The following is a 19,082-nucleotide window of genomic DNA, read 5'->3' on the forward strand; positions in this document are numbered from 1 at the left end:
TCCGTTTACAATTATTACTATAGATGTTTAGTAAATGTTTACACAAGAGAAAAATAAAAAAAGTTTTATTTTTTTGTGACAGAGTCTCTAATATTCAATTTACTATGGCATGTAATTGTAAGACTCATCTTATTTTCTTCAGCAATCATATCCTTAGCTACACGCACAGCAGTTTTACCCATTTCAGCAGAGTCCATATAAACGCTTGATAAAGTGGGTGTAAGGTAACGATTAATTTCTACATCATCAAAGCTAACTACAGAAATATCATCAGGAATAGAAATACCATGATTGCTAAAAGCTTTATAAACACCTAATGCCATTGGGTCACTACCTACTACCACGGCTGTAGGGCGTTCTTTTAATTGTAGTAATTTTTCGCCAGATTCTAACCCTTCTTGAGTTCCCCATGAACTAATGAAAGTATGACTATATTGACCTAGATCATGAATTTTCATCCAATTAAGATAGGTTTCTTCTCGTTCATCTGTATTTCTATAAACAGTTTTGCCTTCCATATTAACCATGCTAGAACGACCACCAATATAAGCTATATTGCGATGACCCAACTTATACAAATAATCTAAGATTTCATTTGTCTTATTCAAGAAATCATTAGAAATATAATTGCAGCCAAGTTCTTCTTTAGTAGGCGTTGCATCAACCAAAATTACATTTTTATTTAAAGAATGAATCCGCTTAATTGCATCTGGTGTCATTTGCCCTTCAACAATAATCGCACCATACTTAGCAATTTGATCCCAATCTTTATCTTGATCATGCATGATAAAAATAGTTTCTGTCCGTAAGCGCCATTTAGCTGCTTCTTCATCAATTCCCTGGTGAATATTTCTAAAATAAGGATCAGTTAATTCTGTCTGAGAAGTATGTCTCAAAATTAAACCAATCGACATATCATCACCCGCACTTTTGGGACCCGGTTTACTTTTGCTTTTCGAATAATGCACCCTATTAGCTATTTCAATTACTCGTTTACGTGTATTTTTATTGATACTAAACGACGTGTCGTTATTCAAAATCCTCGATACACTAGCTGGGGAGACTCCAGCCATTTTTGCAATATCTCTAATACTTGCCATCTTTTTTCTCCTATCTGTTTAGTGTTTACATTTTCATTATAAAGAAAAGGATAGCTCAGAACACTTAAAGTACTTCTGAACCATCCTAATGTTTAACAATTTGATTTACTTACAAATTACGGCAAAAGCTTCATATGGTTTAAGTGTAATTTGAACTAAATTAGATCTCTTTCCATAATTTGTTATCAAAACCTGTTTAATCTTCTCTACAGAATCAAATTTCTGTTCTTTACCTGACAGATTGGCTACTACTAACCACTTCTCGTCATTCAGAATACGGTAATATGCCAAAACTGCATTCCCAGTCTTACGTACCAACTTAAAATCACCGTTGACAACAATCTCATTTTCATGACGCAGTTTAATCAATTTTTGGTAAGCATAAAAAATTGAATCTGGATCAGCCAATGCCTTTTCTACATTAATATCTACATAATTGGGATTAGTTGCTAACCATGGCTTCACTTTAGAAAAGCCAGCATTTTGCTGATCATTCCACTGCATTGGACGACGTGCATTATCACGCCCCTTTACGTTAATCGCGTGAATCAACTCAGCTTTGTCATAGCCTTCACTCAAACGCTCATTGTACATATTAATACTTTCAATATCTTCAACTTCATCAATATTTTTAACTGGACAATTAGTCATGCCAATTTCTTCACCATTAAAAATATAGGGCGTACCATGCATTAAATGCAAAACGATCGCAAACATCTTGGCACATTGGACTCGATACTCTTTGTCATTACCCCAACGAGAAATTACTCGTGGAATATCATGATTCTCCCAAAACAGACTATTCCAAGCATGACTAAAATCTATTTCAGTTTGCCACTTCACGAGAACTTTCTTCAGTTCGCCTAAATTCAATGGTTTCAAATCCCATTTTTCTTTTCCAGGTTGCTGATCTAAACTTTGATTTTCAAATTGAAAAACCATCGATAATTCATGACGAGCGGGATCAGAATACTCTTCCGCAATTTTAGGCGTAGCATTCCAAGTTTCACCTACGGTCATGACATCACGTTTACCAAAAGTAGCCTTGTTCATTTCTTGTAAATAGGGATGAAGCATTGGACCATTTTCACGAATCATCTTATCTGGCTCTTTACCGATTAATTCAATGACATCCATCCGAAAGCCACCGATACCTTTATCCAGCCAAAAGTTCATCATATCGTAAATCTTCTGCCTTAACTCTGGATTTTGCCAATTCAAATCGGGTTGCTGATCAGCAAAAAAGTGCAGATAATATTGCCCTGTTTGTTTATCAAACTTCCAAGCAGAACCTGAAAAAGCAGACTTTAAGCTATTAGGTTCATGACCATCAACTGGATCACGCCAAATATAATAATCACGATAAGGATTGTTTTTACTCTTTCTAGACTCAATAAACCACTTGTGTTGATCTGAAGTATGATTGACTACCAAATCCATGATAATGCGAATATGATGTTCTTTTGCCTTTTTAATCAGTTCATCCATATCAGCCATCGTGCCATATTGCGGATCAATAGCCTCATAATCTGAAATATCATAGCCATTATCAATACCAGGAGATTGATAGACTGGAGAAAGCCAAATAGCATCAATACCTAACTTTTCTAAGTAATCCAATCTAGAAATAATTCCTTGCAAGTCTCCTATTCCATCACCATTACTGTCTTGAAATGACTTGGGATAAACTTGATATACAACTGCTTTTTTCCACCATGGGGTCATATCTTGTTCCTCTAATTCTAAAAATTTACTTTCTTACTATTAATATAAGAAAAAGATGTAAGCACTTGCAAGAAATGGTAAACTGTTAACGGTATCAATTTTTATTTGGAGGCAAATTTTTATGGCTGATCTCCCTTTTAGGGCTGTCGCAGTAGATGTCGATGGTACTTTTGAAAATGATAATAAGGAATACGATCACGAAATGTTTGGCGAAATCTTATATAGATTACACAAACACGGTGCTCATTTCATTATTGCAAGTGGTCGTCCTGCTGGTCGCCTAGGCGATGATTTTGGTGACTTTATCGATTCCGTTGACTTTGTAGCAGATAATGGCGCTGTTCTTGTTCGTGATGGAAAAATCATTCGTACTACCTGTTTTTCTAAAAAATGTATTTTAAATCTGATCGATTATTTCCGTTTACGCTACCCTGGAGCTGTTAAGACTTTATTAGTTAGTGGAGTTAACCATTCTTACTTTCTAAAAAGCACCCCACCAGCCTTTAAACGTAGCCATCATTACTTTTATCCTAACAGTATTGAAATTGATGACTTCTCTCAAATCCCATCAGATGACCAATATACTAAAATTACCGTTGATTATCCTAGCAAGGTACGACATGAACTAGAATATGGTTTTAATAGTCGCAGTATGGAGAAAATTCATGTTACTACTAGTGGTTGGAACTATATGGACATTATTCGCCAAGGCGTAAACAAAGCAACTGGATTAAAAGAATTTTTAGCCTATCTTGACGTACCAAGAAATGAGCTAATTGCATTTGGTGATGGAGAAAATGATATTGAGATGCTTAAATTAGCTGGCTTTAGTTATGCTATGGAGAATGGACAAGATAGTGTTAAAAAGATTGCTAAATTTATCGCACCAAGCAACAATGATAATGGCGTATTTAAAGTCTTAAATCATTACCTAAACGAAGCCAACAAATAAAAACTGCTGAGGAAAACTCAGCAGCTTTTTTTAATTACTTCATATTTTTTGAAATACTTTCAGCATAAGGATCAATTGTTTTCCGTCCACTTTTAATGCCCCAATAATAGAACAGTAACGAAATTACAATAATTACAACAAAATCAAATGGATATTTAATCCAATTTTGACCGCCAAATCCTTCACTACCGATGTAAGACATGAGTGACATAAAAATTAAATAAACTATCATCCACCAACAATTTTGTAATTGCTCTTTTAAATCTGAATGTTGATAGTGAATTTCATAATAGAAATAAACCGGTAATCCAATTGCAATTACCAAAATAACTTGAATAGTAGTTGGCCACATTGACCAATAAATTGCCAAACTTGTCAAAACAAAAGCCATAGGTGCTAGCCAGGCCATGTAATTTGGTTTAAACGGACGATCAAGATCTGGACGTATTTTTCTCAAAGTCATTACAGTTACCGGACCGGTCAAATATGCAATCAACGTAGAAGCAGTAATAACCGTAGCTAATAAGTTCCAGTTTCTAAATAAACTAACAAGCAGAACTGCTAAAACTAAGTCAGCAATCATTGCATAACGTGGAATTAAATACTTTTGATTAATTCGTCCTAACCACTTAGGCAAATGACGAGTATGAGTCATAGCAGCTAATGCTCTTGAAGCAGTAGCTACGAAAGCAACTCCTGTACCAAACGGCGAAACAAAAGCATCAAGATAAAGCAAAATTACCAACCAATTGATGCCCATTAAAATTGCTAAATCCGCAAATGGCGAGGTGAAATCAATACCATGCCAACCTACTTTGGCTAGCATGCTTGGCTCCACAGCCCCGATAAACGTAACCTGCAACATAATATAAATTGCAGCCGTAATCAACATAGAGATAAGCACACCACGCACAATATTTTTGCGTGGATTTTTTAATTCTCCACCCATGTTGATGATTGTTTGAAAGGCATCATAAGACATAATAATCCCTGAAACTGATGTAGCCTCAAAGATTGAACGTGAACCATATGGCATAAATTCATGGATATTTGTACCAAAGTTATGTCCATGGAATCCACTACAAATCAACGTCACAATTGTTAAAGTAGGTAACAGAATCTTGAAAATCGAGATTAAATTGGTAAAGTGCGTCATAATTTTTACTGACCAAAAGTTAATCATAGTAAAAATCAACATAAAAATGAAAACAACACCAATTCCTTCGAAAGTAATGTCACCATTCTTAATAAAATTCTTAGTCCAATTAGCCCAACTCCATGGCCATGAGCTCATGTACTGCACAGCTGCCACGGCTTCCATGGGTACCAATGTAACTAATGAAATCCAGTTAGCCCAAGCAGCAATAAAGCCCAATAGTGGTCCGTGACTATATTGCGCGTACCGGCTCATGCCACCACTTTCAGGAAACATTGACCCTAGTTCTACATAAGTTAACGCAATCGAAATAATGATTACTGCACCTAGAATCCAGGATAATACGGCTGCTGGTCCAGCAATCTTAGCAGCTGAACCTGCTCCAAATAACCAACCGGAACCGATCAATGAATTAAGAGCTAGCATTACAGCTGAGAATAAACCTATTTTATGTCGTTTTAATTTTTCCACACAATCCCCATCCCTATTCCAATTAATATTTTGATTGTTAATTATAACAAAAACAGCCCTGCCATAAAACCAGGACTGTCATTTATTTACCTTATTCGATTGGATGTTTTTGCGTTAAAGCATGAACTTCATCTTTGACATGTTCAATTACTTTTTCATTTTTAGGATCCGACAAAATCTCAATAATTAGAGATGCAGTCTTTTTCGCATCTTCTTCATTAAAACCACGGCTGGTAATTGCTGGTGTACCAATTCTTAAACCACTAGTAACAAAAGGACTGCGTTGATCACCGGGAATTGATTCTTTATTAGTCGTAATATCAACAGAATCCAGCAAATTCTGTGTATCTTTACCAGTTAAACCAGTCTTAGTAATATCAATAATCATCAAGTGATTATCTGTTCCACCAGATACGACACGAATATTATCAGATTCATTGAATACTTGGGCCATTGCTTGAGCATTTTTAACTACTTGCTTAATATAATCAGTAAATTGTGGTTGCAAATCCTCATAAAAAGCCTGTGCCTTCCCTGCAATTACATGTTCAAGTGGCCCGCCTTGAATGCCTGGGAATAAAGCTGAATTAATTTTTTTACCGATTTCAAGATTATTAGATAAAATCATCCCACCACGTGGGCCACGCAAAGTCTTGTGCGTTGTAGTCGTGACCACATCAGCAACCGGAATCGGACTAGGATGTTGACCGGTGGCGACCAAACCAGCAATATGGGCCATATCTACCATAAGATAAGCACCAACTTCATCGGCAATTTCACGGAACTTTTGCCAATCAATAATTCGGCTGTAAGCAGATGCACCAGCTACAATTAATTTTGGCTTAACTTTTAAAGCAGTTTCTCTAATCTGATCAAAATCTAATTCTTCAGTTTTTACATTTAAACCGTAGCTGTAGGAATGATATTCTTTTCCACTAAAGTTAACTTTTGCTCCATGGGTAAGGTGACCACCGGCATCCATCCCCATACCCAGAATGGTATCGCCTGGTTTTAAAAGTGCTTGATAAACTGCCATATTTGCTTGAGAACCAGAATGAGGTTGAACATTAGCAAACTTCGCATTGAATAACTTCTTAGCATAATCAATAGCGAGCTGTTCAACCTTATCGATATATTGGCAACCACCATAGTAACGTCTACCAGGATAACCTTCAGCATATTTATTGGTTAAAACAGAGCCTTGTGCTTCACGAACGGCATCAGAAACAATATTTTCTGAAGCAATTAGCTCAATGGTATTCTGCTGGCGTTTTTCTTCTTGATGAATTGCATCCCATAATGCGGGCGATTTTTCTGCGTATTTCAAGGATTTAGCCCCCTTATTATTTTCTAGTTGTTTAGTTAAAATTATACTATCAACAAAGATGATTTGCTATTTTGATACTGTCGTCAGATAAGCCCGATTACTACGGGGAAACTCTTTCTTAAAAGCTGCTTGTACAGCATGCCGACAAGTAGATATCTCTTTTAACGAATAATTTTTAGAAAAATGCAAATAGCCATCTTCGATCAAAGTTAATTCAGTGCCAGTATTTTTAACTGTAATAGAGCGGTCTTTTTTAGCAGTAAATAGTTTAATTTCACGATATTTACTTTTATCATCACACATTCTTTTAAGCAAAGTAGTTGCCTGCTTAATAGGGATCAAACGCATAAGATTCTTCCTTCCACTTTTTGTACAAAAAAGTACTCTCCAATCCAATAATGGTTGTCATCTACTCTATTTTTTCTTAAAATAAAACCGTCTGTAAAAACACAGACGGCTTTATTGTATTATGGGACATCATGCTTAGCTTCACGGAAGGCTAAGCATGTTTTTTTACACGACAAATTAATAAAACATAATCATCCTATAAACAACGTCCAATTTCAGCGTAACACCGTTTGACAAATAATAAAACGCCGTTTTTATAATTCTATGTGTACTAATTAATGAAAAAACGTAAAAAAGCTACTTTTTTGTTAAATTCAAAGGAAATACGATGTCAATTCAAATTAAAACAATTCATAATCAGATAGATATCAATTTACCCAATGAACCATTCAAAATCTGGGGCCAAATGATTCCTAGTCTAGAAAACGGAAAATGGGACTACACTATTAAAAGATTTGAACGAACTTCAACTCAATGTTTTCCAAATGAAAACTATGATTATGATGATAATGCAATCTACTTAGGTGCTTATGAAGACGAAAAATGCATTGGCTTAGCTATCTTGCAAAAAGACATGTTCAAGTATCTTTATTTAGATGATCTAAAAGTTAATTCTGCTTACCGTAAACATGGTATTGGTAGCAAACTTATCGCAGCCTGCATGAATGAAGCAAAAAAGAGAAAAATGCAAGGCATCTATACTATCGGGCAAGATAACAACTTATCTGCTTGTCTATTTTATCTAAAAAATGGTTTTGAAATTGGCGGCTTTAACAATCATAATTACCGTGGTACACCACAAGAAAACAAAAGTGATATCTACTTTTACAAAGATTGTGATACCAATGCTTAAATTAAAATTTAGTCGTAAAGGCTGTAAAGCATTTTTTAAAAAACATCCTCAAGCTAAAAAGTTAGCTCAAACCAAAATTACAACTGCTATTACTAAAGAAATGCAAACCGGCATGACAAAAGTCAAGGTTGCCACTCAACAGAAAATTAATGGACTTCCCTGCTATGAAATGCGACTAAATTTAGGGAAAATGGGGTCCGTCAGAATTGCCTTTACAGTTTATGATCATCAAGCTCAAGTTCACTATTTAACTACTACGCTCCAAAAGGATGAATTCAGTCAGGAATTAGAAAAGGTTCTGAATTAAAGTATTTTTTAGTCCTTATCCGAATATTTCTTTATGAAGATAAACCTATTCAAGCTGAAAAAGATGATTTATCTAAAATTTTGTGCTATTCTGCTATACATCGAAAGAAAATATGTTTATAATTTTTAGGTTGAATAGGGGTGAAATTTCTGATCATGAAAGGTGTTAATTATACAAAAAAACATCACATGTATTTAATGAATCACGTTAATGGTGATGTTATCGAAGTTAAAATGGACCACAAAGATAAGTCTTTCAAGAAATTAAGACTTTATCGTCAAGATGGTTTAGGGAACTATTATTTGGATCCACACGCACAATTGGAAGATCAGAATGGTTTGGCCACTAAGGAGAATATCGTCAACGCTGGTAAGAAAGTGAGCCAGCACATTGCCGATACAAAGAATTGGCACCATAAAGTTCATCCAATCTTTAACGCTGATCATAAGATCATCGACTTTGAGCCTAGAATCGCATTGAAACATCATACGCATATTCAAAATGCTAAGAGATATTTGCGCCACCTTAATAATCATCACGCCGACTTTTTATTCCGGCGCAATAACAAGGGACGTTTATTAGCACTATGGAATTACGTAAAGGATGTTATTTACGAAGACCGTAATAAAGAAATGGTTCTAGCTCATAAGGTGCATAAATTATCTAAATAAGGAGAAAGCTCTCAGCATTATTTTGATGCTGGGAGCTTTTTTGGTGGTCTAAGAGACCCACGCTTAATTGTAATATTCAAATTTTTCAGTTCATCTGCTACTTTATTCATTTCAGCAGTTGCTTTATCCTGGTCTATTCCCTTATCTTCCATCACAGCTGAAGCAGCTTTAGCATAATTGCGCTTGTATTCCTGATTAACTTGATTCCAGTTAACATTTTTAAACTGCTGAGCTAATTCTTGGTTAAAAGGTAGTTTTCCTTGCAACAATAACACCGCTAAAATAGGATAACCAGCATATCCCTGCCAATAAGTTGCATTATCATTGGAAGTGTAAATGCCATCCTTAAAAGTTACAGTATAAGTTTTAACCTCATTAGAAGAAGTAACCGCAGCTTGACCATCTTGCAATTTAACATGTCCATCAGCAATTGCAGTGTAAGCTTCTAATATTTTTTGAATTGGTGGAAATTTCTTCATCATTTTTATCACCTCACCTTTATTGTATGGCAAATAAATTTAAAGTGCTTTTTCTAGACAATTACTTATAACGTGCCTAAAGTAAACACAAAGAGGCGATTTTATTATGGAAACAAAACAATTCTGTTATAGTAAAGCGAACTTTAAAATTTCTAAAACTCCAACTTTTATAGAAGATTCCAGTAAAAAATTAAAGAAAATAAAAAAGCAAATTAAACAAAATATTAAGCAGATTGATAAAGCACAGGCCAAAATGAATGCTCGACATGAATATAGCGTTCTAATCGTATTGCAAGGCATGGATGCGGCTGGCAAAGATAGTATGGTTAAACATATTCTCTCTGGTGTTAACCCTAGCGGCTTCAATGTAGCCAGTTTTAAGCAACCAACAGCAGAGGAATTAAATCATGACTATCTTTGGCGCATTAATCGAGAATTACCACCCCGTGGACATATAGGTGTGTTTAATCGTTCTTACTACGAAGATGTTTTAATTTCACGTGTTCATCCTCAAATCATATTGAACGACAATTTACCAAGTATTCATTCTCTAACAGATATCGACGACCATTTCTTTGAGAACCGTTATCAAGATATTCGTAATTATGAAGAATATTTAACGAAAAATGGCTACGTAATTCTCAAATTTTTCCTGCATATTTCTAAAGATGAACAAAAAAGGCGTTTTATGGCACGAATTCAAACACCAAAAAAGAATTGGAAACTATCTTCTTCTGATATTACAGAACGCCATTATTGGAATAAGTACCAAAGTGTTTACGAAAAAGCTATTAATGCCACGGCAACTGAGAAGAATCCTTGGTATGTCATTCCATCAGATGATAAATGGTACTCACGTTTAATCGTATCTGATATTCTGACTAAACGATTAGAAAAGTTACCATTAGCTTATCCAACAATGTCTCCAGATCAAGAAAAGGAATTGAATTTAGCTAAGCAATTATTACAAGATGAAGATAAATATTAATGTCAATATAAAAACTCTTAGCATCACAGCTAAGAGTTTTTTGTATTATAGTTTCCATTAAGATTCTAAATTAGCAATTGCCTTTACCAGCATCTTTTCAAATTCATCTTGTTGTTTCTTAGAAAAGCCTTTAGTTAACTGATCTTCCATTTGACGAAATTCATTAATAAAATTCTTTTTATTAGAATTAATATCTGCAATAACTGCTGGCATTATTTTAATCTGTTTTAATCGGCTATCTTTAGGATCTGCAACTAATTTGATAGCCTTTTTTTGAACTAATCGTTTAACTAAACCATTAGCTGTAGGACGTGTAATCCCTAAAACTTCAGGCAAATCACGTTGATACACTACCTTATCCAAATGATTATACACATACATAATCAGCTCAACCTGCTGATTAGTATACGGGCTACCCTCTCTAGATAACATCTGGGCAGCCTCCTTGGATAATAGAATATTCAATTTTTTAACCTTATACATATAATTGTGTAATTGCATGATCTTTAGCTATAACTCTGGTTTAGTCCGATTTCTCAAAGTAAATGAAATAATTAAACATATTAACGAAACAAGTGCTGCTACGGCAAAGGCCCCTTGGTAACCATGCATCAATTGCACGCCATGAGTATGACCATTAGAAATAACTGCAGCAACTGTTACCAGCCCAGCGGTACCTAAAGAACTTGCTATTTGACGAAAAGTAGCTACAACACTATTACCATGAACAATTAATCTTTCTGGCAAAGCATTAATACCCGATGTAGTGACTGGCATCATTACCAATGAAATTGCTCCCATTCTAATTGCATATAAGAAAACAATCCATGGCAAACTTGTACGATCATTAAACCAAATCATTGGAATTGTCGCAAGCGTCAGTATTCCAAACCCAATAAATGATAGGCCTTTAATACCGTGAAGATCTAAAAGTCGACCAGCAATCGGAGCCACAATCGCCATTAAAATCGCACCTGGCAATAACAATAAACCTGAAATGAAAGCAGAAACTCCACGAACATCTTGTAAATAAAGTGGCACAATCAATTCCGTTCCTAACATCGCTACGTTAATTAACGAAGCCAAAATAGTAGTCTTAGTAAATGACGGTGATTTAAATACTCGCATTTGCAATAATGGTTTCTTTAATTTTAGCTGAAGAATAATAAATGCTGCAGTTACTATTAAACCAATAATCAAAATGATTAACGTAAAAGTATTAATTCCAGCAATTACACCAATGTTAGAGAAACCATACAAGAGTAAACCGAAACCAACAGTTGACAACAAAAGTGATGACCAACTTAATTTAGTAGGCTTGGGCTGATTAATATTTTTAACAGTAAAGAAAGATAAAATAATAGCTAATACTGTAAGTGGAAGCAAAATAATAAAAATCCATTCCCATGGATAATGATTTACTATCCAACCAGATAAAGTGGGGCCAATGGCAGGTCCTAAAATAATTACGATAGCAGCTAGACCTAATGCTGCTCCACGTTGACTTGGCGGATAAACTAATGTCAAAACATTTTGTGTTAAGGGCATGCTGATACCTACAGAAATTGCTTGAATGATCCTTCCTGCCAACAGCCATTCAAAAGTTTGTGCTGTAGACGCAATAATTGTCCCCATTAAGAAAATAAATAATGTAGTTATAAATAAAGTGCGTAAAGGAACACGATTAAAGAAATAAGCCGCTGTAGGCATCATAATTCCCACAACTAGAATATAGCCAGTACTTAACCACTGAGACACAGATTGACTAATATTGAATGCCTGCATAATAGTAGGCAATGCATTATTCAAGATTGTTTCTGTTAATGTCGATAAAAAACCTCCTAATAAAATTGTAAAAACTAACAAACGTCGTTCTAACGGTTTCATACAATCCTCCTCTAAAATGATTAGCATGCTAACTATTTTAGCATACTATTTAGATATGGAAAGATAGTATCATAACTACAAAAATGAATTATTATACTTTGTTCTTACCCTTTTCTAGTTCAAGTAAATACTTCTGATTTTCTATTCCTGCTGCATAGCCAGTTAAGCTACCATTTCCACCAATCACGCGATGACATGGTATTAATATCAAAATAGGATTATTATGGTTAGCCATACCAATTGCTCGAGCAGCTTTTGGTTTACCCATCATTTGTGCAATTTTCCCATAAGTTCGAGTTTCACCATAAGGAATTTTTTGAAGAGCTTGCCAAACCTGTTTTTGAAAATCAGTCCCTTTAGGCGCTAATGGTAAGTCAAAATTTGTACGTCGACCTGCAAAGTATTCTTTTAGCTCTTGAACACATTTTTTAACTAATTCGTTGGTATCCTCAGATAGTAACCTATTCTTTTCAACCTCAATAGGCTTAATCGCAATTATTGCTTTATCACTCGCTGTGATTCTGAGAAGACCTATTGGTGTTTCTAATGTTAGGCTATAGTTTTTCAATTCTTCACTTTCTTTTGCTCGGGATGTTCCTGTTAGCTCTGCTGACATACATCGACCACAAAAAAATAAAAACATATTTTCTATGTTATTATTTTCCAATTACATGTTTATAATGAGCTATTAGTATTTTTTATTAAATCACGATTATAAAAATAAATTGCCAACAAAGAAATGATTATAATGGGAATAAACTCTAATAAAATTGGCTCCCATGATTGAACACTAACGGGCTGACTTATATCTGCTTGTAAATCCATCAAGAAATGAAGCAATATACAAGGCCATATTCGGTTAGAAAAGATATGAACAAAGCACAGCATGACACCAAATGCAAAAGCATAGAATATCTGCTGTAAAGTTGATATACAAGGTTGATGTGTCAAATTTGCTAAGTGTATCAATCCAAATACAATTGATGAACTCAAGCTCGCCCAAATCAATATCCATTTTGTATTATCGAAACATTTAATAAATAAGTTAAAAATTAAGTTGCGACATAAGAGTTCTTCAACAATTCCTGCAGCAAGGGCAATTAAAATAACTACTAATTTATCTGATAAATTAAGGATAAACACTGCTCCCCAATTAGATATCCCAACGGTAGTACAAAATAAAATCAAGCCAATGAAATAAATTATCGTCATAATTATACTTTTACCTTGTTTAGGACGTGTATTGAATACACGAGTCGTTCTGCAAAAGATAAATGTACACAATCCTAACAAGCAACACAAAAGGAAATAAGGAATTACATGATTTAAATCAAACTCTTGAAAAAACATTATCTGAGTATAACTAAGATATAAAGTAGCAACAACAATTGCATTACATATCATTTTTAAAATAGACGGATTTGTTTTTTCAATTGCCAAATTATCTCTGATAATTTTCATTATTTAACTCCAATATGACTATTAATTTCTAAATTCATAGCTATTATAAAATTTATTCTCAGACGCTTCTATAATTTGGCATACAACTAAACTATTTTTTAGCTTGTTCATCTTCTATTTAAGATAACTCTTCTGTATAATTATTTCCGCAGAACAACACAATTTTCCCCCAGAGGTGAGGCCTATGGTCAAGATACTACAGAAAGGGGTTCAACCATGTCGGTTTATGAAGGCATTGCTTTGATGCTTTTGTTCGGGATGTTCCTGTTAGCTCTGCTGACATACATCGACCACAAAAAATAAAAACGCCGCTCAATAACTTTGGTAAAGTTATTGAGCGTCGTCTGACGTAATATGTAATTTTAACCACCGCTCTTAAGCGGGCTGCAGGAGGTCTCTAACCTCCTTTTTTTGCTCACTTAATTATAGTATTTTTTACTATTTTTGATCCATTATCTTATGTTGTATCATTCAATTACCGAGCAATGTTTCTTTAATACTTCAGCAACTTTGATCATTTCTTTTTCAGTATCATCTTTAGTAGTAACATCTAACATCAGCACAATACCTTCTTGTTTTGTCATTTTTAAATGATATCCATTTTTCTTAAGAAATAACTTAGTTGCAACATAAGCTGTCCTTTTATTTCCATCAGCAAAAATATGCTTTTTAGTAATCTTTTGTAAAATAAATGCGGCTTTCAACCAAATACTAGGATATAATTCATGGTCAAACAATACTTGTCTAGGTTGTTGAGTAATTATACTTAATCCTTCAGGATATTGGAGTATTTCTTGCTCTTCATCAGTAAAATTAAGAACCATTTTATTCACATAAATTAATTCACTTTCAGATAGATACTTAATATCCATAATTATAGATCCTTCAATGCCCAAACTAAGTCCTTATCTTCATTTAGGATTTGAGCGATATCATCCTTAGTTTCTTGTGATATTTCAGGTATTTTCTTGTAAGTTATGGACATCCCATCAGGGGCAATTTCTTTAATTATTTGATCACCAGCCTTTAAATTCAATAAATCTACATCTTTTTTGGTAAGTCTAATTGCCTCCGAATTACCTGCTTTGAAAACTTTGGCAATTTTATCTCTATCATAATTTGCAACGTAATTCATAATTATCTCCTCTCATCAATTGTAATTACAATTATAGCATTTTGTAATTACTCATTTTTACTAATTTGCCTAATTTTCAGACTTTCAACAAAGTTGCAACTATTAGTTGCACAAAATGCAATCAAAAGATGGTTGCCTGCAACCATAATTTTTAATAAATTAAGGTCGAATAGAATAGAAAGGACGATTAATCATGAGATTAGGTCAAAAAATTGCGGACTTGCGCAAAAAGAATAATCTTTCTCAAGAAGATTTAGCCGAAGAAATGAATGTCAGTCGTCAAGCTGTTTCAAAATGGGAAAGTGATCAATCAATTCCAGATATTGAGAAAATTGTCAATTTATCAGAGTTTTTTGGTGTTACAACAGATTATCTATTAAAAAATGGAACTCCATCTTTTGAATTTAAGTCAGAAGATATTGCCACAGAAGAAAAGATGCCTGTTTTATCTGATGACTTAGTACAAAAATATTTATTTGCTGTCAAAAGAAATTCCAAGCTACGAGCTTTAGTTGCAGCTCTTGTTGTTTTTAGTCCAGTATGCATTTATTTTGCAGGAGCTTTGGCAATATTCTTAGGTCCACGCAATGGTCAGTTACCTTTTATTATTTCTCTGATCGGCTATGCAACAACTGTTGTTACTATAGCAATTGCACTTGGGCTTTTAGTTTATAGTATCTTTAACATGCGTGAGTTTACACAATTAAAAGAACAAAACTTTGATTTTATTGAAGAAAAAAAGAGATTAACCTCTACAATTCAAGAATTTCATCAAACTAAAGATAAATATGTTGTCTTTGCATGTGTTTTAGGTGTTTTAAGCATTATTAGTCCAATGATTGACGGCTTCAGTCATTTTTCTAGTATGGGATCACTTATTGCTTGGGGAATATTCTTCCTAATTCTTAGTATTGCCTTATACTTGCTCGCTTCTTATGTGTTTTACAAAAATTATCTTTCTATTTTAATTAAGCGCAAGAAACATTTACCAACTAACTTACACAAATTATTCATTTATGGTAGTTGGTTCTATCTTTTCGTTGTTTTAGGACTTTATTATATTTTTAGTAGATATTTCGTAGACATGTTCAGTGCCTCAAATATTTTATATTTAGGCATTATTAGTTACTGCCTATTTACATATTTCTTTATCAAAGAAAAAGCAGAGTGAATTCAATTAAAAAAGTCCCGCAAGTTGTGGGACTTTTAGCTTGTTCGTCTTCTGTTTGAACTAACTTTTCTGTATAATTATTTCCGCAGAATAACACTCGCGGTGGTTGTTTTTCCTCCGGAGGTGAGGCCTATGGTCAAGATACTACAGAAAGAGTTCAACTATGTCGGTTTACGAAGGCATTTCTTCGATGCTTTTGTTTGGGATGTTCCTGTTAGCTCTGCTGATATACATCGACCAGCACAAAAAATAAAAACGCCGCTCAATCTATTAACTTTGGCAAGTTATTGAGTAGACGCATGTCGAAAATATAACTTTTAGCCACCGCTCTTAAAGCGGGTTGCACGGAGGTCTCTGACCTCCTTTTTTGTACTCTTATTATAGCAAATTCACATTAAAAAAGTTCGCAAAATTAATTACGAGTTTTTTTAGCTTACTTAAACCAGAGATGTTCTACGATCAAGAATTTAAATATCGCAATCTTGAAAAATATATCGAATACTATAACGATAAAAAATTAACCCCAATTGAATATTGGAGCCAATCCTTAATCAGCTAGAATAAACGTTTAATTTTTTACATCCCTCTTAACACCGAAAATCAACAAACATGCTAAAAGCGTAACCAAAATTGTAGTACCAAATGACCATTGATACCCCGTGATCACTGACGATGTATGGCTTTGTACTATATTCTTTGTTGTTACGGCTAACGCGGTACAAAAGGAATTAGCGACTTGAACCATGGTTACGATAATCGTGTTTCCCGATACTACACTCTTTTGTGGTAGGGCATTCAATGCATAAACTTGTGCTGGCGTGTAACATAAAATTAAGCCTGCGCATCTTAAAGCATAAAAGACAGTAATCCAAATAATTGAAGTTTGAGCATCATAGAAAAACATTGGTGCTGCCATGATTAAGCCCAATAGACTCCCGATAATTGCCATTTTTTTAATACCAAATTTATCATATAATCGACCAGCCAAAGGTGACAAAAATGCCATTGCTAAGGCACTAGGAATCATTACTTCACCTGAAATTATTGGACTAACTTTTAGAATATTTTGATTAAACAACGGCAACATCAATTCTGGTGCCATGATAGCGCCAGAGATCAACAAAGTTATCAGAATGCCTAAACGATATTGTGAATAAGCAAAAACGTGCAAATCAAGCAACGGATTGGCAATCTTGAATTGCCATTTGATAAAAATAGCGACGAAAATTACGCCAACAATAGCAAATAAAACCGTAGAAATAATATTACTGCTGCTTTCACCCAAACGACCTAGACTATAAAGCAGAGTTCCTAAACCAATAATAGCAAAAGCAACTGAAGGGAAATCGGCTGCTGTCTTTTCTGGTTTCAGTACGTTTTCTACAAAGAATTGGGTACAGATCAAAGTCAGAACTGTGAATGGTAATAAAATGATAAACAACATCCGCCAACTATAAAATTCAAGAATGACACCTGATAAAGTGGGTCCAATTGCTGGTCCTAAATTGATAATAATTCCCGCAATTCCAATTGCAAGTCCCCTATTCTTAGCAGGGATGATAATTGTTAGCACATTAGTAACAAGTGGCATATTAATCCCGACGGCTATCGCTTGCACTAAACGTCCAATTAATAAAAACAAAAAATTAGGTGCAAAAGTTGCTATCAAGCTTCCTACCAAAAAGATACTCATCGTCATAGTAAACAGATGACGCAAGGGAAAACGATGCATAAAGTATGAAGCTAACGGCATGATCATTCCAGCCACCAACATATAACCAGTATTAAGCCATTGTGCATTCATTTGGTTAACATGGGTTTCCACCATGATCATTGGTAGCCCATTATTCATTAGAGTTTCTGCCAAGGTAGTAATAAAACTCCCTAACAGAAGCGTTGCCATCATTAAGATAATATTCTTGCGTTTGGTTGTCGTCATTTTTTACTCCCATTCAAACTCTGGATGATCCCGATCAACATAACCAATTTGAGTTTCAACGCCAAAAATTTCCTCAATTTTTTCAGCTAAATCATCTCTTGCTTTATCTACTGCATCCCTATTCACATCAATAAAACCATCAATTGGGAAGAAAACATTATGCGTTTGATCAGTAATCTTACCATGCTCACTTTGACGCCAAGTCCAGCGACGAGTACGCACATCTTTACCTACTGCATAAACAACTTCACCTTCGTCTGGTTCTTCCACTTCATCTTTGCCTAACGGAATGAAGGTATCACCAGACTTAGCAAGACGCATCATAATGTTATCTCGTGCATCATCTAAACTATGTGTTCCCATAGGTACAGTATATTTGAGCGAAATTGCATTATTAAGATCAACTAACGGATTAATATGCGGCAATTCTTTTCCCTTGGATAAGCGCTTGAACAAAGCTTCCGCAGAACAAGGATATCTATTTGGATTGATTCCGATTTTTCTAAAAGCCTCACGATATGGAATGATTTCATCATCTTGTTTAACATTTACACCATCGAATTTTTGTTGTGAATATTTCATGTACTTATTTAACAATTTATCAATTGCAGGATAATCTTTATTATTGTCGATCCCTTTTGCAACAACAACGCCCACGTACATATCTGACAACTTTTTAAAAATATCTGATGTAACTATAAATTTCATGAAAAACCTCCTAAATAAAAAAAGCTGGATAAGAAACCCGCCGCAATGCGACGCTCTTATCCAGCTTGTAATGTTTACAAACCCTCTGAACTTAAAAGGTATTCGATTTTTAATCATTGTATCAATGTCTTTCATATTTCGTCAAGAGGAAGTAAGCAACCAAGAGACAGGGAAAGGATTCACATATTATACTTGAATTCTAATTTTCTTACTTGTTTTGCCATGCTGATTCCAAATCGAGAAAATTATTTTCCAAACTATATTAGGTAAAACTCTTACTTCATTAATCTTAGAAATAGAGCGATGGGGAAACAAATATAATCAGCTACATGAATAAAAAGCTCTTATTTTTTATACTAAGAGCTTTCATAATTTGGCAGACAACCAAATCATTTTTTGTTTTG

The 19,082-nt window shown here is 34.3% G+C and carries 23 protein-coding genes; 9 read left to right on the forward strand and 14 right to left on the reverse strand.

The annotated features are described in order from the left end of the window. Nucleotides 1-65 precede the first annotated feature (65 nt). Entirely contained in the window at nucleotides 66-1,100 is a 1,035-nt protein-coding gene (locus FC57_RS01695) for a LacI family DNA-binding transcriptional regulator (RefSeq protein ID WP_007126767.1), read from the reverse strand. A gap of 105 nt (nucleotides 1,101-1,205) precedes the next feature. Further along, nucleotides 1,206-2,825 carry a glycoside hydrolase family 13 protein gene (locus FC57_RS01700; RefSeq protein ID WP_007126766.1) on the reverse strand — a complete coding sequence of 540 codons (1,620 nt, stop codon included), beginning with the start codon at nucleotides 2,823-2,825 and terminating at the stop codon, nucleotides 1,206-1,208. 121 nt (nucleotides 2,826-2,946) lie between these two features. Between FC57_RS01700 and FC57_RS01705 the strand changes: the two genes are divergently transcribed. Further along, on the forward strand, nucleotides 2,947-3,777 hold the full coding sequence (locus tag FC57_RS01705; protein ID WP_007126765.1) for a Cof-type HAD-IIB family hydrolase: 831 nt from the start codon (nucleotides 2,947-2,949) through the stop codon (nucleotides 3,775-3,777). A 34-nt stretch (nucleotides 3,778-3,811) separates the two neighbouring features. Here the strand turns inward: FC57_RS01705 and FC57_RS01710 are convergent, their stop codons facing one another. The 3 genes from FC57_RS01710 to FC57_RS01720 form a co-directional block, all read right to left on the reverse strand. Further along, on the reverse strand, nucleotides 3,812-5,404 hold the full coding sequence (locus FC57_RS01710) for an APC family permease (RefSeq protein WP_007126764.1): 1,593 nt from the start codon (nucleotides 5,402-5,404) through the stop codon (nucleotides 3,812-3,814). A 91-nt stretch (nucleotides 5,405-5,495) separates the two neighbouring features. Next, nucleotides 5,496-6,731 (reverse strand): serine hydroxymethyltransferase, encoded by a 1,236-nt coding sequence (gene glyA, locus FC57_RS01715; protein WP_007126763.1) that lies wholly within the window; start codon nucleotides 6,729-6,731, stop codon nucleotides 5,496-5,498. Between the two features lie 66 nt (nucleotides 6,732-6,797). Further along, complete coding sequence (locus FC57_RS01720) at nucleotides 6,798-7,079, reverse strand: hypothetical protein (protein ID WP_040529978.1); 282 nt, start codon at nucleotides 7,077-7,079, stop codon at nucleotides 6,798-6,800. Between the two features lie 328 nt (nucleotides 7,080-7,407). On the opposite strand from FC57_RS01720, the gene FC57_RS01725 reads away from it, so the two are divergent. From FC57_RS01725 to FC57_RS01735, 3 genes are all read left to right on the forward strand, one after another. Beyond that, entirely contained in the window at nucleotides 7,408-7,932 is a 525-nt protein-coding gene (locus FC57_RS01725; protein ID WP_007126761.1) for a GNAT family N-acetyltransferase, read from the forward strand. Continuing rightward, nucleotides 7,925-8,239, forward strand: a complete 315-nt coding sequence (locus FC57_RS01730) for a hypothetical protein (RefSeq protein ID WP_007126760.1) — start codon at nucleotides 7,925-7,927, stop codon at nucleotides 8,237-8,239. The genes FC57_RS01725 and FC57_RS01730 overlap by 8 nt, the downstream gene beginning before the upstream one ends. A 155-nt stretch (nucleotides 8,240-8,394) precedes the next feature. Next, complete coding sequence (locus FC57_RS01735; RefSeq protein ID WP_007126759.1) at nucleotides 8,395-8,910, forward strand: hypothetical protein; 516 nt, start codon at nucleotides 8,395-8,397, stop codon at nucleotides 8,908-8,910. Between the two features lie 17 nt (nucleotides 8,911-8,927). Here the strand turns inward: FC57_RS01735 and FC57_RS01740 are convergent, their stop codons facing one another. Then, nucleotides 8,928-9,389 (reverse strand): hypothetical protein, encoded by a 462-nt coding sequence (locus FC57_RS01740; protein ID WP_040530069.1) that lies wholly within the window; start codon nucleotides 9,387-9,389, stop codon nucleotides 8,928-8,930. A 106-nt stretch (nucleotides 9,390-9,495) separates the two neighbouring features. On the opposite strand from FC57_RS01740, the gene FC57_RS01745 reads away from it, so the two are divergent. Next, a complete protein-coding gene (locus FC57_RS01745; RefSeq protein WP_007126757.1) occupies nucleotides 9,496-10,377 on the forward strand; it encodes a PPK2 family polyphosphate kinase in 882 nt (293 codons plus the stop codon). A gap of 57 nt (nucleotides 10,378-10,434) precedes the next feature. Here FC57_RS01745 and FC57_RS01750 read toward each other — a convergent pair whose 3' ends face one another. The 4 genes from FC57_RS01750 to FC57_RS01765 all read right to left on the reverse strand — a co-directional run bounded on the left by FC57_RS01750 (nucleotide 10,435) and on the right by FC57_RS01765 (nucleotide 13,725). Further along, nucleotides 10,435-10,809, reverse strand: coding sequence for a MarR family winged helix-turn-helix transcriptional regulator (locus FC57_RS01750; protein WP_236253608.1), 375 nt, complete (start codon nucleotides 10,807-10,809; stop codon nucleotides 10,435-10,437). 78 nt (nucleotides 10,810-10,887) lie between these two features. Beyond that, nucleotides 10,888-12,264 carry an MDR family MFS transporter gene (locus FC57_RS01755; protein ID WP_040529975.1) on the reverse strand — a complete coding sequence of 459 codons (1,377 nt, stop codon included), beginning with the start codon at nucleotides 12,262-12,264 and terminating at the stop codon, nucleotides 10,888-10,890. Between the two features lie 91 nt (nucleotides 12,265-12,355). After that, nucleotides 12,356-12,880: a methylated-DNA--[protein]-cysteine S-methyltransferase gene (locus FC57_RS01760; RefSeq protein ID WP_007126754.1), complete on the reverse strand. Its 525-nt coding sequence runs from the start codon at nucleotides 12,878-12,880 to the stop codon at nucleotides 12,356-12,358. 59 nt (nucleotides 12,881-12,939) lie between these two features. Further along, entirely contained in the window at nucleotides 12,940-13,725 is a 786-nt protein-coding gene (locus FC57_RS01765) for a CPBP family intramembrane glutamic endopeptidase (protein ID WP_007126753.1), read from the reverse strand. 243 nt (nucleotides 13,726-13,968) lie between these two features. On the opposite strand from FC57_RS01765, the gene FC57_RS11470 reads away from it, so the two are divergent. Then, on the forward strand, nucleotides 13,969-14,028 hold the full coding sequence (locus tag FC57_RS11470; protein ID WP_420835808.1) for a putative holin-like toxin: 60 nt from the start codon (nucleotides 13,969-13,971) through the stop codon (nucleotides 14,026-14,028). A 164-nt stretch (nucleotides 14,029-14,192) separates the two neighbouring features. Here FC57_RS11470 and FC57_RS01770 read toward each other — a convergent pair whose 3' ends face one another. After that, complete coding sequence (locus tag FC57_RS01770) at nucleotides 14,193-14,597, reverse strand: type II toxin-antitoxin system death-on-curing family toxin (protein WP_007126752.1); 405 nt, start codon at nucleotides 14,595-14,597, stop codon at nucleotides 14,193-14,195. A gap of 2 nt (nucleotides 14,598-14,599) precedes the next feature. Continuing rightward, nucleotides 14,600-14,860, reverse strand: a complete 261-nt coding sequence (locus tag FC57_RS01775; RefSeq protein ID WP_007126751.1) for an AbrB/MazE/SpoVT family DNA-binding domain-containing protein — start codon at nucleotides 14,858-14,860, stop codon at nucleotides 14,600-14,602. 193 nt (nucleotides 14,861-15,053) lie between these two features. On the opposite strand from FC57_RS01775, the gene FC57_RS01780 reads away from it, so the two are divergent. From FC57_RS01780 to FC57_RS10825, 3 genes are all read left to right on the forward strand, one after another. Further along, a complete protein-coding gene (locus FC57_RS01780; protein WP_007126750.1) occupies nucleotides 15,054-16,031 on the forward strand; it encodes a helix-turn-helix domain-containing protein in 978 nt (325 codons plus the stop codon). Between the two features lie 190 nt (nucleotides 16,032-16,221). Beyond that, complete coding sequence (locus tag FC57_RS11475) at nucleotides 16,222-16,284, forward strand: putative holin-like toxin (protein ID WP_420835809.1); 63 nt, start codon at nucleotides 16,222-16,224, stop codon at nucleotides 16,282-16,284. Nucleotides 16,285-16,398: 114 nt separating this feature from the next. Continuing rightward, nucleotides 16,399-16,590 carry an IS3 family transposase gene (locus FC57_RS10825; protein ID WP_081445825.1) on the forward strand — a complete coding sequence of 64 codons (192 nt, stop codon included), beginning with the start codon at nucleotides 16,399-16,401 and terminating at the stop codon, nucleotides 16,588-16,590. A gap of 9 nt (nucleotides 16,591-16,599) precedes the next feature. Here the strand turns inward: FC57_RS10825 and FC57_RS01785 are convergent, their stop codons facing one another. After that, nucleotides 16,600-17,970: a DHA2 family efflux MFS transporter permease subunit gene (locus FC57_RS01785; RefSeq protein WP_007126748.1), complete on the reverse strand. Its 1,371-nt coding sequence runs from the start codon at nucleotides 17,968-17,970 to the stop codon at nucleotides 16,600-16,602. 3 nt (nucleotides 17,971-17,973) lie between these two features. Beyond that, nucleotides 17,974-18,678, reverse strand: a complete 705-nt coding sequence (locus tag FC57_RS01790) for a B3/B4 domain-containing protein (protein WP_040529972.1) — start codon at nucleotides 18,676-18,678, stop codon at nucleotides 17,974-17,976. Between the last annotated feature and the right edge of the window lie 404 nt (nucleotides 18,679-19,082).

The sequence above is a fragment of the Lactobacillus ultunensis DSM 16047 genome (assembly GCF_001436305.1).
GTDB classification, from domain to species: domain Bacteria; phylum Bacillota; class Bacilli; order Lactobacillales; family Lactobacillaceae; genus Lactobacillus; species Lactobacillus ultunensis.

What these genes read in the sequence shown, in the direction of transcription:
- FC57_RS01695 (WP_007126767.1), bottom strand. Translation starts at nt 1,100, where the DNA reads ATGGCAAGTATTAGAGATATTGCAAAAATGGCTGGAGTCTCCCCAGCT.
- FC57_RS01700 (WP_007126766.1), bottom strand. Translation starts at nt 2,825, where the DNA reads ATGACCCCATGGTGGAAAAAAGCAGTTGTATATCAAGTTTATCCCAAG.
- FC57_RS01705 (WP_007126765.1), top strand. Translation starts at nt 2,947, where the DNA reads ATGGCTGATCTCCCTTTTAGGGCTGTCGCAGTAGATGTCGATGGTACT.
- FC57_RS01720 (WP_040529978.1), bottom strand. Translation starts at nt 7,079, where the DNA reads ATGCGTTTGATCCCTATTAAGCAGGCAACTACTTTGCTTAAAAGAATG.
- FC57_RS01725 (WP_007126761.1), top strand. Translation starts at nt 7,408, where the DNA reads ATGTCAATTCAAATTAAAACAATTCATAATCAGATAGATATCAATTTA.
- FC57_RS01730 (WP_007126760.1), top strand. Translation starts at nt 7,925, where the DNA reads ATGCTTAAATTAAAATTTAGTCGTAAAGGCTGTAAAGCATTTTTTAAA.
- FC57_RS01735 (WP_007126759.1), top strand. Translation starts at nt 8,395, where the DNA reads ATGAAAGGTGTTAATTATACAAAAAAACATCACATGTATTTAATGAAT.
- FC57_RS01740 (WP_040530069.1), bottom strand. Translation starts at nt 9,389, where the DNA reads ATGAAGAAATTTCCACCAATTCAAAAAATATTAGAAGCTTACACTGCA.
- FC57_RS01745 (WP_007126757.1), top strand. Translation starts at nt 9,496, where the DNA reads ATGGAAACAAAACAATTCTGTTATAGTAAAGCGAACTTTAAAATTTCT.
- FC57_RS01750 (WP_236253608.1), bottom strand. Translation starts at nt 10,809, where the DNA reads ATGTTATCTAGAGAGGGTAGCCCGTATACTAATCAGCAGGTTGAGCTG.
- FC57_RS01755 (WP_040529975.1), bottom strand. Translation starts at nt 12,264, where the DNA reads ATGAAACCGTTAGAACGACGTTTGTTAGTTTTTACAATTTTATTAGGA.
- FC57_RS01760 (WP_007126754.1), bottom strand. Translation starts at nt 12,880, where the DNA reads ATGTCAGCAGAGCTAACAGGAACATCCCGAGCAAAAGAAAGTGAAGAA.
- FC57_RS01765 (WP_007126753.1), bottom strand. Translation starts at nt 13,725, where the DNA reads ATGAAAATTATCAGAGATAATTTGGCAATTGAAAAAACAAATCCGTCT.
- FC57_RS01770 (WP_007126752.1), bottom strand. Translation starts at nt 14,597, where the DNA reads ATGGATATTAAGTATCTATCTGAAAGTGAATTAATTTATGTGAATAAA.
- FC57_RS01775 (WP_007126751.1), bottom strand. Translation starts at nt 14,860, where the DNA reads ATGAATTACGTTGCAAATTATGATAGAGATAAAATTGCCAAAGTTTTC.
- FC57_RS01780 (WP_007126750.1), top strand. Translation starts at nt 15,054, where the DNA reads ATGAGATTAGGTCAAAAAATTGCGGACTTGCGCAAAAAGAATAATCTT.
- FC57_RS01785 (WP_007126748.1), bottom strand. Translation starts at nt 17,970, where the DNA reads ATGACGACAACCAAACGCAAGAATATTATCTTAATGATGGCAACGCTT.
- FC57_RS01790 (WP_040529972.1), bottom strand. Translation starts at nt 18,678, where the DNA reads ATGAAATTTATAGTTACATCAGATATTTTTAAAAAGTTGTCAGATATG.